11 protein-coding genes are annotated in these 15,318 nt (G+C 63.0%); all 11 read left to right on the top strand.

Annotated features, from left to right (window positions below; translation table 11 throughout):
* Positions 1-229: 229 nt before the first annotated feature.
* The 11 genes from rfbF to C2134_RS04565 all read left to right on the top strand — a co-directional run bounded on the left by rfbF (position 230) and on the right by C2134_RS04565 (position 15,237).
* Positions 230-1,000 carry a glucose-1-phosphate cytidylyltransferase gene (gene rfbF / locus C2134_RS04615; protein ID WP_046167903.1) on the top strand — a complete coding sequence of 257 codons (771 nt, stop codon included), beginning with the start codon at positions 230-232 and terminating at the stop codon, positions 998-1,000.
* The gene (rfbG, locus tag C2134_RS04610) at positions 997-2,043 is read left to right on the top strand and encodes a CDP-glucose 4,6-dehydratase (protein WP_103317916.1); all 1,047 of its coding nucleotides are present in this window, start codon (positions 997-999) and stop codon (positions 2,041-2,043) included. The genes rfbF and rfbG overlap by 4 nt, the downstream gene beginning before the upstream one ends.
* 16 nt (positions 2,044-2,059) lie before the next feature.
* On the top strand, positions 2,060-3,373 hold the full coding sequence (gene rfbH / locus C2134_RS04605; protein WP_103317914.1) for a lipopolysaccharide biosynthesis protein RfbH: 1,314 nt from the start codon (positions 2,060-2,062) through the stop codon (positions 3,371-3,373).
* An 11-nt stretch (positions 3,374-3,384) separates the two neighbouring features.
* Positions 3,385-4,872 carry an N-acetylneuraminate synthase family protein gene (locus tag C2134_RS04600; protein WP_103317912.1) on the top strand — a complete coding sequence of 496 codons (1,488 nt, stop codon included), beginning with the start codon at positions 3,385-3,387 and terminating at the stop codon, positions 4,870-4,872.
* Positions 4,873-4,874: 2 nt separating this feature from the next.
* A complete protein-coding gene (locus C2134_RS04595; RefSeq protein ID WP_103317911.1) occupies positions 4,875-6,704 on the top strand; it encodes a thiamine pyrophosphate-binding protein in 1,830 nt (609 codons plus the stop codon).
* Positions 6,705-6,707: 3 nt separating this feature from the next.
* The gene (locus C2134_RS04590) at positions 6,708-7,859 is read left to right on the top strand and encodes a class I SAM-dependent methyltransferase (RefSeq protein ID WP_103317909.1); all 1,152 of its coding nucleotides are present in this window, start codon (positions 6,708-6,710) and stop codon (positions 7,857-7,859) included.
* 2 nt (positions 7,860-7,861) lie between these two features.
* A complete protein-coding gene (locus C2134_RS04585) occupies positions 7,862-8,470 on the top strand; it encodes an NUDIX domain-containing protein (RefSeq protein WP_103317907.1) in 609 nt (202 codons plus the stop codon).
* 112 nt (positions 8,471-8,582) lie between these two features.
* Positions 8,583-9,695: a radical SAM/SPASM domain-containing protein gene (locus C2134_RS04580; RefSeq protein ID WP_103317905.1), complete on the top strand. Its 1,113-nt coding sequence runs from the start codon at positions 8,583-8,585 to the stop codon at positions 9,693-9,695.
* A 40-nt stretch (positions 9,696-9,735) separates the two neighbouring features.
* Positions 9,736-10,536 carry a hypothetical protein gene (locus tag C2134_RS04575; protein WP_103317904.1) on the top strand — a complete coding sequence of 267 codons (801 nt, stop codon included), beginning with the start codon at positions 9,736-9,738 and terminating at the stop codon, positions 10,534-10,536.
* 5 nt (positions 10,537-10,541) lie between these two features.
* A complete protein-coding gene (locus C2134_RS04570) occupies positions 10,542-11,615 on the top strand; it encodes an NAD-dependent epimerase/dehydratase family protein (protein WP_103317902.1) in 1,074 nt (357 codons plus the stop codon).
* Between the two features lie 76 nt (positions 11,616-11,691).
* A complete protein-coding gene (locus C2134_RS04565) occupies positions 11,692-15,237 on the top strand; it encodes a hypothetical protein (RefSeq protein WP_103317900.1) in 3,546 nt (1,181 codons plus the stop codon).
* Positions 15,238-15,318 lie beyond the last annotated feature (81 nt).

Below are 15,318 nucleotides of genomic sequence, written 5' to 3'. Positions count from 1 at the left end.
CTCAAGTGCCGGCGGCTTTTCGCCGATAAGAAATCAACAGGTTTTCAGCGCCCCCCCAGTCGGTTTTGCCTGCTGCGGTTTTGAGCAAAATCCCGAGGTGGGTGTGGAGCTGACGCATTACAGACGGGATGCGTACGATGCGCGCCGTAGTGACGAAGAGCCTGCTTGGCATTGGAATGGATTATTGAATTCATTTAAGATAACCCAGGCGCAATAAGAGAGACGATGTATGAAAGCCGTGATTTTGGCCGGTGGTCTTGGTACGCGCATCAGCGAAGAATCCCATCTTCGTCCCAAACCGATGATCGAGATCGGCGGCAAGCCAATCATATGGCATATTCTGAAAATCTATTCCGCGCACGGCATCAATGATTTCATCATCTGCCTGGGGTACAAGGGATATGTGATCAAGGAATACTTCGCCAACTATTTCCTCCACACCTCCGACGTCACGCTGGATCTGAGCAATAACCAGATGTTTGTCCACGAGCGCCACGCCGAGCCTTGGCGCGTCACCCTGGTCGATACGGGGGAAAGCACGCAGACCGGCGGCCGGCTTGGACGGGTGCGCCGGCATCTGGAGAACGAACAAGACTTCTGCTTCACCTATGGCGATGGCGTCAGCGATATCGACATCACCGCCGCCGTCGAGTACCACCGCAGCCAGGGCGTGGAAGCCACTGTCACCGCGGTGCATCCGCCTGGCCGCTTCGGCGCGCTGGAGATCCGCGACGAGCGCGTCGAGTTTTTCAAGGAAAAGCCGCGCGGCGACGGCGGCATGATCAATGGCGGCTTCTTTGTGCTGAACCCGTCGGTGCTGGACCTGATAGACAGCGACGACTGCGTCTGGGAATCCGAACCTCTGGAAACGCTGGCGGCCAGGGGGCAACTGGCGGCCTACGAGCACAATGGTTTCTGGCAGCCTATGGACACGCTGCGTGACAAGACCCTGCTCGAGGAGTTGTGGCAGAGCGGGGAGGCACCGTGGAAGCTGTGGTGAATCCGGCCTTTTGGCGCGGGCGCAAGATATTCTTGACCGGGCATACTGGTTTCAAGGGTGGCTGGCTCAGCCTGTGGCTAGCCGAAATGGGCGCCGAGGTGCATGGTTACTCGCTGGCGCCGGAGCAGTCGCCCGCGCTGTTCGATGCCGCCGGTGTCGGCGGTAGGAGCGCGACGACGCTGGCCGACATCCGCGATGCGGCGACCTTGGCAGACGCGGTCCGCTCCTGTCGACCCTCCATCGTATTCCATCTCGCGGCCCAGCCCTTGGTGCGACACAGCTACGCCGATCCGCTGGGCACCTTCTCCACCAATGTGATGGGTACCGCCAACCTGCTGGACGCGGTGCGTCATTGTCCAGGCATCGAGGCTGTCGTGGCTGTCACCACCGACAAGTGCTACGAAAACCATGAATGGCCATGGGCCTACCGCGAGAGCGACGCGCTGGGCGGGCATGATCCGTACAGCAGCAGCAAGGCTTGCGCCGAGCTGGTTTGCGCGGCATACCGCCGCTCTTATCCAGGCATGGCCCCCATCGCTACCGCTCGAGCCGGCAATGTGATAGGCGGCGGCGACTGGTCGGCCAACCGCTTGGTGCCCGACTTGCTGCAAGCCTTCTCCGAGAACCGCTCGCTGGCGATACGCAGCCCCGACGCCGTCCGTCCTTGGCAGCACGTGCTGGAGTCGCTGGCCGGTTACCTGCGGCTGGCCGAGCGCTTGGCGCAGGGGCAGGACGATGCCGCGTCGGCCTGGAATTTCGGCCCCGCCGACGACAGCAATCGCCCGGTGTCCTGGATCGCCGACACGCTGGCACGGCAGTGGGGCGGCGACGCCAGTTGGCACCGTGACGGCGGCGGCCATCCGCATGAGGCGCAGACCCTGCGTCTGGACAGCGCCAAATCCCGCCAACGGCTGGGCTGGTCGCCGCGATGGAGCCTGGAGCAGGCCTTGTCGGCCACGCTGGACTGGCACCGCGCCTGGCTGCGCGGCGAGGACATGCAGGCCTTCACCCTAAAGCAGATATCAGCCTATATGCGCGGCTGAGCAGAGAGAGCAAGACATGACTGACACAAGCCGAGAGGCCATCCTCGCCCTGGTGCGTCAATACGCCGAAGCGCGCTTGGCCCAGGCCGAATTCATTCCCGGCCAGACCGCGGTGCCGCCGTCCGGCAAGGTGGTCGGCGCCGCCGAGGTGGCGAATATGGTCGACGCCGCGCTGGACGCCTGGCTGACTACCGGCCGCTTCAACACGTCTTTTGAAACCCGGCTGGGCGAATTCATCGGCTTGCCGCACGTGTTGACCGTCAACTCCGGCTCATCGGCCAATTTGGTGGCCTTCACCGCGTTGACCTCGCCCAAACTGGGCGAGCGCGCGATCCAGCCCGGTGACGAGGTGATCACCGTGGCGGCGGGCTTCCCCACCACGGTCAACCCCATCATCCAGAACGGCGCGGTGCCGGTGTTCGTCGACGTGCAGCTGCCGACCTACAACATCGATGCCAGTCTCTTGGATGCTGCGCTGTCGCCGCGGACCAAGGCCATCATGATCGCCCATACCCTGGGCAATCCGTTCGACCTTGACAAGGTGGTCGCCTTTGCTAGAAAGCATGGCCTGTGGCTGGTGGAGGACTGCTGCGACGCGCTGGGCTCCACTTTCAACGGCCAAAAGGTCGGCACTTTCGGCGACATCGGCACGCTCAGCTTCTACCCGGCCCACCACATCACCATGGGCGAGGGCGGCGCGGTGTTCACCCGAGATCCGCAGCTGAGAATGATCATGGAGTCGGTGCGCGACTGGGGCCGCGACTGTTATTGCGCGCCGGGCAAGGACAATACCTGCGGCAAGCGCTTCGGATGGCAATTAGGCCAATTGCCCTGTGGCTACGACCACAAGTACACGTACTCCCATATGGGGTACAACCTGAAGATCAGCGACATGCAGGCGGCTTGCGGCCTGGCCCAGCTGGACCGGCTGGAGGGCTTCATCGCCGCGCGCAAGCAGAACTTCGCCTATCTGCGCGAGCGGCTGCAAAGCTGCGCCGAGTTCCTGGCGCTACCCGAGGCGACGCCGGGCTCTGACCCATCCTGGTTCGGTTTCCCGCTGACGCTGAGGCCGGAGGCGCAGGTCAGCCGCGTCGACCTGCTGCACTACCTGGACCAGCATCGGATCGGCACCCGCTTGCTGTTCGCAGGCAACCTGACCCGGCAGCCCTATATGCAGGGCCGAAACTACCGCTGCGCCACGCCGCTGCCGGTGACCGACCGCATCATGAACGATACCTTCTGGATCGGCCTCTATCCGGGCCTGAGCCGGGAAATGCTGGATTTCACCGTCGAGAAGCTGGAAACCTTTCTCGGCGCCAACTTCGACTAGAGAGGCCCATCATGAGCAAGCCGCTATTCATCTTCGAGATGGCCAACAACCACATGGGCAACGTCGAGCACGGCGTCGCGCTGATCCGCGCCATCCGCGAATCCTGCCAGGGCTTCGATTTCGACTTCGGCTTCAAGCTGCAGTACCGCAATCTGGACACCTTCATCCACTCCAGCTTCAAGGGCCGCGACGACGTCAAATACGTCAAGCGCTTCGAGGAAACCCGGCTGCAGCCGGAGCAGATGCAAAAGCTGGTGGCCGAGATGAAGGCCAACGGCTTCAAGGCGATCTGCACCCCGTTCGACGAGGAGTCGGTGGACCTGATTGAAGAACATGGCATCGAGATCATCAAGATCGCCAGCTGCTCGTTCACCGACTGGCCGCTGCTTGAGCGCATCGCTCAGAGCGACAAACCGGTGGTGGCCTCCACCGCCGGCGCGCGGCGCGAGGACATCGACAAGGTGGTCAGCTTCATGCTGCATCGCGGCAAGGACCTGACCATCATGCACTGCGTGGCCGAGTACCCGACGCCGGACGACCATCTGCACCTGTCGCGGATCAAGGCGTTGCGCCAGCAGTACGCCGGCGTGCGCATCGGCTATTCCACCCACGAAGACCCGGACTTGATGGAACCCATCATGCTGGCCGTCGCCCAAGGCGCGACGGTGTTCGAGAAGCATGTCGGCCTGCCCACCGACCAGTACGGCATCAACAATTACTCCGCCAATCCGGAGCAGGTCCGCCGCTGGCTGGCCGCCGCCGCGCGCGCGCTGGCCATGCTGGGCGACGGCCAGGACGAGGCGGTGTCGGAAACCGAGCAGGCCAGCCTGCGCTCGCTGCGCCGCGGCGTGTTCGCCACCCGCCCGGTGGCCGCCGGCGAGGCGCTGACCGCCGACAACGTCACCTTCGCCTTCCCGCCGGTGGAAGGGCAGCTGACCGCCAACGAATGGTCCAAATATGTCCGCTACACCGCCAAGACGCCGATCGCCGCCGACGCGCCCGTGATGGCCGCCGATCTGGAGCCGGTGAACCTGCGCGACAAGGTGCAAAAGGCGGTGGAGGCGGTGAAGGCCTTGTTCAAGCGCGGCAAGATCGTGGTGCCAGGCCGTTCCGAGCTGGAAATCTCCCACCATTACGGCATGGAGCATTTTCACGAATACGGCCTGACCATGGTGACCGTGGTCAACCGCGAGTACTGCAAGAAGCTGATCGTGATGCTGCCGGGCCAGACCCATCCGGAGCAGTATCACCACAAGAAGGAAGAAACCTTCATCGTGCTGTACGGCGAGATGACGATCTGGCTGGACGACGAGGAGCGCCTGGCGCAGGCCGGCGACGTCATCACCGTGCAGCGCGGCGTGCGCCACCGCTTCCATAGCCGCAATGGCGTGGTGTTCGAGGAAATCTCGTCCACCCATTTTGTCGACGATTCCTACTATACCGACGAACGGATCAGCGCCAACCAGAACCGCAAGACCCGTTTGACCTATTGGATGTGAGCATGACAGCAAAGCTTGTCCGCCTGGCGGACTACGTAATGGATTTCCTCGCCGCGCGCGGCGTGCGCCATGTATTTTTGCTGCCGGGCGGCGGCGCGATGCATCTGAACGACGCGCTGGCGCAACAGCCTGACATAACGGCCGTGCACTGCCACCATGAGCAGGCCTGCGGCATCGCCGCCGAGGCCTATGGCCGTTTGGCCGAGCGCACCGGCGTGGCCATGGTGACCACCGGCCCCGGCGCCACCAACATCCTGACGCCGGTGGCCGGCGCCTGGATCGAATCGCTGCCCATGTTGGTGATCTCCGGTCAAGTGAAGCGCGCCGACCTGCTGCAGGGCAGCGGCCTGCGCCAGAAGGGCGTGCAGGAAGTGGACGTGGTGTCCATGGCGCGCCCGGTGACCAAGTACGCGGTCACCGTCACCGATCCGCAAGCCATCCGCCAGCATCTGGAGCAGGCGCTGCATCTGGCGCACAGCGGCCGTCCTGGCCCGGTGTGGCTGGACATCCCGCTGGATGTGCAGGCCGCGCCCATCGATCCTTCCCGCCTGCCTGGCTGGCAGCCGGAGGCGGAAGCCGCGCCGGCCGCGCCAGACTATGTCGCAGCCATCGCCGATCTGCTGAAACAGGCCGAGCGGCCGCTGATCCTGGCCGGCCACGGCGTGCGCATCGCCGGCGGCGCCGACGCGCTGCGCCAATTAAGCGAAACGCTGCAAGTGCCGGTGGCCGCCACCTGGAACGCGATGGACCTGGTGCCGTGGGACAGCCCGCTCTGCGCCGGCCGTCCCGGCGTGGTGGCGCTGCGTCCCGGCAACTTCGCGGTGCAGAATTGCGACCTGTTGATCGCCATCGGCAGCCGGCTGGACAACATCATTACCGCCTACAATCCCAAGGGCTTTGCCCGCGCGGCGCGCAAGGTGGTGGTGGATGTCGACGCCGCTGAGATCGCCAAGCTGGACATGGAGATCGACCTGCCGCTGGCGATGGATGCCAAGGCCTGTCTGGAAGGCTTGCTAGCGGCCGCAGACCATCTGCCCAAGGCCAAATGGCAGCCGTGGCTGGACCGCTGCTCCGACTGGAAGCGCCGCTACCCGGTGCAGGACGGGGCGCCGTTTCCATCTAGCGGCCAGATCAGCCACTATCACTTCGTCGACGCGCTGTCCGACGCCGCGCCGGAGAACACCTTGATCTCCACCGGCAGCTCCGGCCTGGCGGTCGAGGTGTTCTACACCGTGTTCCGCAACAAGCCGGGCCAGCGCGTGTTCCTGACTTCGGGGCTGGGATCGATGGGCTACGGCCTGCCGGCGGCGATAGGCGCCTGCCTCGGCAACGGTTCCCAGCCGATGATCGCCATCGAGAGCGACGGCAGCCTGCAACTGAACCTGCAGGAGCTGGCCACGCTGAAGGCGCTGCAATTGCCCATCCGTCTGTTCATCATGAATAACAACGGCTACGCCTCCATCCGCAACACCCAGCGCAATTATTTCGACAGCCGCTACGTCGGCACCGGGCCGGAAGCTGGCGTGCTGATCCCGGACACGCTGGAACTGGCCGAAGCCTACGGCCTGCCGGCGCTGCGCATAGCCCGCGTCGAGGAACTGGCCGAGGGTTTGGCCAAAGTCATGGCCCATCCGGGCCCGATACTGTGCGATGTGCGGCTGAACGAGAACGAAACGCTGCAGCCCAAGGCCGCCGCGCTGCCGCAGCCGGACGGCTCAATGCTGTCGATGCCGCTGGAAGACATGTCGCCGCTGCTGCCGCTGGAGCAGTTGTGCGCGGAAATGCTGATTCCGCTGTTGCCGGCGTCGGAAGCCGCCAAACGGGGCGTTTGAGCGATGGCCGCCGTCGACCATTGCCGCATCTGCGCGCAGCCGCTGTTTGCCGAGCCTCTGCTGGTCCAGCATGACATGCCGGCTGCCGCCCAGGGCCTGCCAACCGCAGAACAACTGTCTGCCGACCGCGGCGTGACGCTGGCTTTGCGCCAATGCGGCGGCTGCGGCCTGGTCCAGTTGGATGCCGAGCCGGTGCCGTACTGGCGCGACGTGATCCGCGCCGCCGGCATCTCGCCGGAAATGCGGGCCTTCCGGCTGGAGCAGTTCGGTGGTTGGCTGAGCGAACACGACCTGACGGGCCGCAAGGTGCTGGAAGTCGGCTGCGGCCGCGGCGAGTATCTGTCGCTGCTGGCCGAGGCCGGCGCCGACGCTTACGGCGTCGAGCATCTTTCAGTCTCGGTGGACGCCTGCCATCAGGCTGGCCTGCGGGTGGAACGAGGTTTTGTCGACGGGCCGAACACGCGATTGGCAGAAGGTCCGTTCGATGGTTTCATGATTCTGAATTTTCTCGAGCACATTCCGACCGCCCATCTGACTTTGCAGGGCATCGTCGCCAATCTGACGGACGGCGCAGTCGGCATGGTGGAAGTGCCGAATTTCGACATGATCATAGCAAAAGGCCTGTTCGCCGAGTTCATCCCGGACCACCTGTTCTACTTCACCGAGCGCACGCTGGTCCGGCTGCTGGAGGCCAACGGCTTCGAAGTGCTGGACTGCCGCGCCGCCTGGCACGACTACGTGCTGTCGGCCACGGTCAGGAAGCGCCGCCCGCAGGATCTGTCGGCGCTGGCCGCCTGCCAGGGCGCGCTGCGCGGGTCGTTCGAGGATTTCCTGGGCCGCTTCGAGCCCGGCCGGGTGGCGATCTGGGGCGCCGGCCACCAGTCGCTGGCGCTGATCAGCCTGATGGGCATCGCCGGCCGCATCCGCTACGTGCTGGATTCCGCGCCGTTCAAGCAGGGCCGCTACACGCCGGCCACCCACTTGCCCATCGTGGCGCCGGCGCGGCTGGACGGCGGCGAGGTGGACGCGGTCATCGTGCTGGCGGCCAGCTACAGCGCGGAAGTAGTGCGGCAGATCCGCGCCCGCCACGGCGAGCGCTTCGCCATCGCCGTGCTGGACGGCGATACGTTGCGAACCTTGCCTTCGGAGGCCTGACCATGCCGTTTCAGCCATCGGTTTCCCACGAGGCGGTGCTGCAGGCGATCGAGACCCTGCGCGAGGCGGTGGGTTCCGCGCGCGCCGGCCTGCCGGAAGAGGTGTTCCTGTTCGTCAGCAGCCTGACGCCCATGGTCAACGTCGACCTGCTGATCCGCGACGATCAGGGCCGCACACTGCTGACCTGGCGGCATGATCGCTTCTACGGGCCGGGCTGGCATGTGCCGGGCGGCATCATACGCTTCAAGGAGAGCTCGGCCGAGCGCATCGCCGCGGTGGCGGCCAAGGAGCTCGGTGCCGAGGTCGGCTTCGACCCGCGTCCGCTGTGCCAGCACGAGATCGTCAATCACAGCCGCGATGTGCGTGGGCATTTCATTTCGCTGCTACATGCGTGCCGCTTGCTGACGCCCTTGGACGAGGCGCGGCGCTTCGACCCGGCCGCCCCCCGCAATGGCGACTGGGCCTGGCATGACGGCGCTCCGGATAATCTGATCCGGGTACACGAGATCTATCGGCCTTTTCTTGATGGCCGGCAGACAGGCAGCCCGCTGCCCTCGGCTCAAGTTTCGCATGGGAATGCCGAAGATCATGTAAGAAACGCTCACATATAAAGCCAGAGGAAGAATTAATCTGGCATAGCCTCTCTGATACACTCGAACACCTGAAACACCCGTCCTGGGCGCTTGCGTCCAAGGCGGGATGGAAAGACCTGGAGACACCCACATGAATGCTCCCTTGGAAACCGCGAACCTAGCCTTGAGCCAGGCAGAGCAGGCAAAACGCAATGATCTCGCACAGCGCAAGCCGTACATCGCGGCCAAGCTGGCGCGCATTGCGGAAATGGAAGAGCGCGGGGAGATCAGTCCCATCATCCGGCTGGAAAAAAGCTATCTGTGCAATTTCAAATGCACCCACTGCTCGGCCGAATACTATATGGACCGCCACCTGAAGAACGTGATCAAGGTGGTGGATACCCGCAGCAAGATGGATTACGAAGATATCCGCAATCTATCGCGCCAAGCCGACGAACTGGGCTTGGCTCGCTTCGTGATTACCGGCGGCGAACCGCTGGTGATGAAGGACCTGGACGATGTCGTCGCGGCCATCGATCCCGACAAGCACTATGTGATCGTCGACAGCAACGGCTGGTTCCTCGACCTGGAGCGCGCCAAGCACCTCAAGTCCATCGGCGTGGAAAAGATCCAGATGTCGCTGGACAGCTTCGTCGAGCAAGATCACGACAACTTCCGCAACAAGCCCGGCTCCTACAAGCGGGTGATGCGCGCGGTGGATGCCTGTCTGGACGCCGGACTCAACCTGATTCTGTCCACGGTGCTGGTCAAGGGACGCGCCAAGACTGAGGAATTCCGCGAGATGTGCGAGTACGCCACCTCCCGCAATATCGGTCTGTATGTATCGTATGCCAAGCCTACCGGATCGTGCACCGAGCACCCGGAATTCGTCATCGACAAGGAAGACGCAGATATCCTGCGGCAGATGGAGAAGGAGTACAACGTCTTCACCCACATGACGCCTTCCTACGGCTCGCACAAGGGCTGCATCACGGTGAAGGGCATCATCACCGTCACGTCCACCATGGAAGTGACGCCATGCCCGTACATCGATTTTTCCATCGGCAACCTGCGCGAAACCCCGCTGAAGGAAGTGCTGGCGCGCGGCATGCGCAACCCGTGGCTGGGACCGCATCGTCCGGACTGCCTGATCGGCGAAGACCCCAAGTTCATCAAGATCCATACGGAAAAGACCGCGGGTGCCAAATTCCTGCCGTTGCCGTGGGGACAGGGCTTCTCCGACGAAGATACGTTGTACGATTGATGCGCGGCGCGCAGACCAGAACACGGTAAAGGCAACTTAGATGAACGCACCTGACATGATTCAAACCGCGCCGCGTTTCGACGCCCATGGCCGCTGCCTGCCGCATGACGGCACCCAGGCAGCCTGCCATCGCCAGACGCGTCGCTACTTCCTTCCCGAGCAGCCAGCCCTGGATTATGGTGCCATTTATCGGCGCACGGTCGCCCAACTGGGGGAAACGGCGGGCATGGACGCTGCCGAGTTCGAGCGCCGCGCGCGCGGCATCCTCGCGCAACTGGCCGACGACTCGGTCGCGAGCCACATCCTCAACGGTCCGGCCGTGCCTTTCCTGCTGCCGCAAGCCAGCCACGACGATATCGGCGAAGCGCTGGAACACCGCTATCTGCCGGCGGTGGGGCGCGGCTTTGCCGAGGCGCTGCCGGAGTATGGCTTCACCAACCACCACAAGGCAGGCCTGGCCGGCAAACTGACGCCGGCTGCGGGCGCTCGTCATGAGCGTTTGATCGAGGCGATGCGCCGTGGCCCTGTGGTCGGCGTCTACTTTCCCTGTCTGCTGGAGTATTCGATACCTGCGGCCATCGAGCAGATCGCCACGCTACCGGAATCATTTCTGCTCGCCGGCGGATATGACAGCTGCGCCGCCTTCCTCGCCGCGCCCGACCTGCTGCTGCGCAAGAACGGTTATCCGCCCTTGCTTTGGCTATCGGGGTTGGACGCAGAAAAAGAAGGTTGCGGCTATCATTTCGAGGCGTATGGCTATGACCTGACTTTCAACCGGCGTGTCCATCAGAACATGGCGGCTGAGTATTGGGCCAGCGCCCTGGTGGTACTTGCGGAATAGAGCGGATGCGCCCAGACAGCTTGTCCACGACGCCGAAAAGAACGCTGGAGCAGGATCTGGATGCCGTTCTCGAGCGACAGCCTGAAGTGTGGGAGAGCCTGCGCGGCGCTTCGCTGTTCATCAGCGGCGGCACCGGTTGGTTCGGCCGCTGGCTGCTGGAGACCATCGTCCATGCCAATGCTCGTTTGAGCGCAGACATCCGCGTGCTGGCGCTCAGCCGCGACCCGCAAGCCTTCGCGCGCCGCGCGCCGCATCTGGGCGCCGATCCGGCCATTCGCTTCCATCGTGGCGATGTGCGCAATTTCGATTTCCCGCGCGGCGACTTCAGCCATTTCCTTCATGCAGCCACCACCTCGGCGTATGAGACCTTCCAGGGCGAAACGCCTTTGGGCAAGTTCGACACGCTCGTGTCCGGCACCCGCAGGGTGCTGGACTTCGCAGCGCAGGCGAGGCCCGAGCATTTTCTGTTTACCAGCTCCGGCGCGGCCTACGGACCCTCGCCGCGCGGAATGCCCTTGCGGGAGGAGGATCTGGTCGCCCCTGACACCATGGACCCGGTCACGGCTCTGGGGCAGGCCAAGCGAGCGGCGGAGTTTCTGTGCGCAGCTTATGCCGCGCAGCACGGCTGGCATCTGAGCGTTGCCCGTTGTTTCGCGTTTGTCGGCCCTTTCATGCCGCTGGATATTCATTATGCTATCGGCAATTTCATCCAGTGCGCGCTGCGGCGAGAGCCTATCATCATTCAAGGGGATGGTTCGCCATTGCGCTCTTATCTATATATGGGCGATCTGGCGGCCTGGTTGATGGCTTTGTTGCTGCGCAGGGGCGATGCAGCCTTGTTCAACGTTGGCTCGGACGAGGCGGTTTCCATCTCCGATCTCGCCCATTTGGTGCGGGATCGATTGCATCCCGAGGGCGAGGTGAGGATTCTTGGCCGATCAGACGCCAATGTCGGCAACCCCGCGCGCAATCTGTATGTGCCTGATATCAGCCGGGCGCGCGTGGAGTTGGGCTTGGCGCCGTGGACTTCGCTGGCCGATGCCATCGAATTCTCGGCCGATGCGTTTATCTCTTCATGACCTTGCCCGCTTGACGTCGCGCCACGCTTTGCGTTTCTGCCCTGGGCCGGGTTGGACAAAATGAAAGCAAGCCAATATGCAGATAGAAAAAAGATTCTACAACGAAAAGCACCGGCCTTATTACATCTGCGCGCCAGGCTTCACCCGGGTATCCAATGGCGTCCGGGCCATGCATTTGCTGTGCCATTATCTGAACAAACTGGGCGAAGAAGCCTACGTGTTTTCGCCTGAGACCGATCCCAAGCTCAGAACGCCCTATCTGACTCAGGACATCGTCGATAGACACAAGGCGACCCAGCGCTCGCCTATCGTGGTATATCCGGAAGTGGTGCACGGCAATCCGCTCAATGCCGCGGCGGTGGTCCGTTACATTCTCAACCACCCTGGCTTGTTGGGCGGTCCAAAAGATTATCCCGAGTCGGACATGTTGGTGTTCTGGCACCAGGATTATGTCGATAGCGCAAAATACCCCGACCCGTCCTTCATTTTCATTCCGTCCATCGATACCGGCATTTTCAACAACGACGACAATGCCCATGATAGAAAAAGGGATAAGGTGTTGGTGTATCCCGGTCGTTATAAGCAGGCGCAGCAGGACTACCCCGAGCTGTTCCGTGATTCGATAGTCATTACTTACGACTGGCCGCAGAGCCATGAGGAGTTGGCCGCGCTGCTCAGACAAGGCAAGGTGCTGTATACCTTCGCCAACTCGGCCATCATTTCCGAGGCCCTGCTGTGCGGCTGCCCGGTGGTGATCAAGGAAACCGTGTATTCCAGAAAGCCAGAGGAGAGGGCTGGCGTGGCGCTCGGTCTGGCCTTGCCTGGCGCGACCTTTGTGGATACGCCTGAGGGTATCGCCGCCGCGCATAGCAAAACAGTCGATTATCAGCAGGTTTACCATCAGTACCAGCTTGAGCTGCTGGAGCAGTTGGAGGGCTTTATCGAACAGTCCCAACTGTTGCCCAATGGCATGGCCAGCGATTTGGTGCTGCCTTCGTTCCAGCACCAGCCCGTTGAACCCTCCCAGGAGGCGCTACGTTACGAGGGCTGGCTGAAGGGGCGTGCGCTCAAACCCGCCGATGCGCAGCTGCATGCCGAGCGGATGGCCAGAAGCTGGACCGGTCAGCCACGCTTCATCATCATGATGCCGTTGACGGAGGAGGATTTGGCGGTTGCGATCAACTCCGTCAATGCGCTGTCGCAGCAGCTGTACAAGCAATGGCAGCTAATCTTTGTCGCCGATTTCGACGAACCGAGCGCGGCGTTTCAGAATTCCGAAGTGTTGGGCTGGTTGCGGATAGACGACGCCGGCGATCCGGTGCAACTCAGCCAGGCTTACGCCGCCGTGCTCGACGCCTTGCCTTGCGACTGGATGGCCATTTTGCCGCCGGGAGCGGAGCTGGCTGGCGACGCTTTGCTGTCGGTGGCGGATTATTCCGCCATGCATCCAGAGTGGCAGGTGATCTATTCGGACAGCGATACGATGGCGCAGGGTAGCAAGCGCATCGATCCGGTTTTCCGTCCGGATTTCAATCTCGATTGGCTGCGCGGCAGCGACTATATCGGCCCTAGCGCTTGGTTCCGCAGAGACGCCTTGCTGGAAGTGGGCGCGTTTTCGGGCAGCGCGGGAGCGGATGGGTTCGATGCAGTGTTACGCATTCACGATCGCTGCGGCGCGGGGGCAATCGGCCATATCGACGATGTCCTGTTGCATCTGCCGCCAGGCGTGAAGGCCGGGGGGGCGACAGCTCAGGAAAGAGTCCTGATCGAGCACCTGGGCCGGCTGGGCGTGCCTGGGCGCGTGGCGTCCTGCCAAGCTGATGGGGTTCGCCGCATCCATTACCCCGCGCCTCAGAGCGCGCGGCTATCCATCATCGTCGCCGACGAAGGCGAGTTTTTCCATCTGTCGGCTTGTATCGAGGCTTTGTCCGCGGCTTGGGATGGCGTCGATGCGGAAATTCTGGTGATCACGGCGCGGGACGCGATCCCCGCCCCCGCCACGCGAGTGGCCTGCGGGGCCGAAGCCACTCGCCGCGAACGCTATGTGTTGGGCGCGACTGCCGCCAAGGGCGATTTCCTGTTTTTCCTCGATAGCCGGATCGAGCTGGCAGAGCCGGAGGCGGTGATGACGCTGTTGAGTCTGGCGGACAGGTCCGACGTCGGCAGCGTCGCGCCGCGCTTGTTGCGCCCCGACGGCAAGACCATCTGGCGCGGCCCGGTCTTGCTGGGCTCGGATGAGGGCGCGGCGACGCTTTTTGACGGCTGCGATGCGCAAGAGCCAGGCCATTTGCGGCGTATGCAGGTAGAGCATAGTCCTGGAGCAGTCTTGCTGGATTGCCTGCTGGTGAAGCGCGCCGTTTATCAACAGATCGGCGGTGTGGATGCCGGCTGGCCCGACGAGCTCAGCGCGGCGGCGGATTTCAGCCTCAAACTGCGCGCGGCAGGCTTGCCGCCGTTGTGGACGCCTTTCGCCTCTGCATTGCGTCATGGCGGGGATGCAGAGCTGGGCAATGCAGCAGCCTTGCCTTTGCGTTGGCAAGGCTGGCTGGGCCACGACACGGCTTACAACCGGCATTTGAGCCTGGACAGCCGGCAAGCCTTCCTGATCGACGATGCCTTTCCGGCAGGTTGGAATGGCGCGTTTCATGAGCGCAATAGAGTGTTGGCGCTGCCGGGCGCATCCGCGGGCGTGGCCAGCAGAATCTCCGCCCCCCTGCGCAAACTGGCTGAAGAAAGCCAGTGTCAGCTTACGCAGGCATCTGTTGGCCAGCGGCTGCCGCGCGAGGGCGAGTTCGAACGCTTGGCGCCGGATACCGTGCTGATGTCGGCCCGGTTCGAACCGGCGCAACTGGATTGGCTGCGGAACTGCAAGCAAAGCCGGCCGGACTTGCTGTCGGTGTTGCTGGTGGACGGGCTGGAAAACGGGTCGGAGATGAGCGCGCGTTATGGCATGGCCTATCTGCAGGCTTTGGCGCGTGAGGCAGATAGAGTTCTTGTCCCCACCGAGACGCTCAGACGGAAATTCAAGGATGAGGCGTTGGATGTGCGGCTGATTCCTGTCGCTTTGGACGAGGCCGAGTGGGAAGGCCTGGTTTCCTTGCGGCGCACCGGTCGCCGGCCCCGACTGGGCTGGGTCGGGACAACGGTCGAGGCAGAGGATTTGTTGCTGCTTAGCGGCGTGATGCTGGCGACGGTGGCTGAGGTCGACTGGGTGGTATTGGGCGATTGTCCCGATGTGATCAAGCCTTATCTGGCTGAATGCCATCCTTATGATCTGGACAGTGAAGGTTTCCCGCGAAAATTGGCTAGCCTGGGGCTGGATCTGGCGGTTCTGCCTAAGATAGAGGAGGGGGGGGATGACGTTGTTCGCGTTTTGCGGATGCTGCAATTCGGCATCCTGGGTATTCCTGTGATCGCCACCGCGATGGGCGAATTGCGCGAAGGCGATGCGCCGATTACGCGAGTGGGCCGCGAGCTGGCTGATTGGGGCCGTGCTGTGCTGGATTTCGCACGCGATGCGGAGGTTGCCTCCCAAGCAGGCGACGCCTTGAGTCGCTGGGTGAAGGCGAATCGTTTGTTAAGCCAGCATTTGCCCTCATGGTTGCAGGCAATCAGCCGATAAAGAATCAGTGTCGCTGCGCGGCGTGGCCCGCCATTCCGCGCAATCGACAAGCTAAATTCGCAGTTGCATGGCGGCGTGGCG

Origin of the sequence: Chromobacterium sinusclupearum, assembly GCF_002902845.1 — a bacterium.
Taxonomy (GTDB): Bacteria; Pseudomonadota; Gammaproteobacteria; order Burkholderiales; family Chromobacteriaceae; genus Chromobacterium; species Chromobacterium sinusclupearum.
The sequence above is the reverse complement of the archived record's forward strand: the minus strand, read 5'-3'. Positions and strand labels throughout refer to the sequence as shown.

Excerpts from the sequence above, each read along its gene's own strand:
- rfbH (WP_103317914.1), top strand. The coding sequence starts at position 2,060 with ATGACTGACACAAGCCGAGAGGCCATCCTCGCCCTGGTGCGTCAATAC.
- C2134_RS04565 (WP_103317900.1), top strand. The coding sequence starts at position 11,692 with ATGCAGATAGAAAAAAGATTCTACAACGAAAAGCACCGGCCTTATTAC.
- C2134_RS04590 (WP_103317909.1), top strand. The coding sequence starts at position 6,708 with ATGGCCGCCGTCGACCATTGCCGCATCTGCGCGCAGCCGCTGTTTGCC.
- C2134_RS04600 (WP_103317912.1), top strand. The coding sequence starts at position 3,385 with ATGAGCAAGCCGCTATTCATCTTCGAGATGGCCAACAACCACATGGGC.
- C2134_RS04585 (WP_103317907.1), top strand. The coding sequence starts at position 7,862 with ATGCCGTTTCAGCCATCGGTTTCCCACGAGGCGGTGCTGCAGGCGATC.
- C2134_RS04570 (WP_103317902.1), top strand. The coding sequence starts at position 10,542 with ATGCGCCCAGACAGCTTGTCCACGACGCCGAAAAGAACGCTGGAGCAG.
- C2134_RS04580 (WP_103317905.1), top strand. The coding sequence starts at position 8,583 with ATGAATGCTCCCTTGGAAACCGCGAACCTAGCCTTGAGCCAGGCAGAG.
- rfbF (WP_046167903.1), top strand. The coding sequence starts at position 230 with ATGAAAGCCGTGATTTTGGCCGGTGGTCTTGGTACGCGCATCAGCGAA.
- C2134_RS04595 (WP_103317911.1), top strand. The coding sequence starts at position 4,875 with ATGACAGCAAAGCTTGTCCGCCTGGCGGACTACGTAATGGATTTCCTC.
- C2134_RS04575 (WP_103317904.1), top strand. The coding sequence starts at position 9,736 with ATGAACGCACCTGACATGATTCAAACCGCGCCGCGTTTCGACGCCCAT.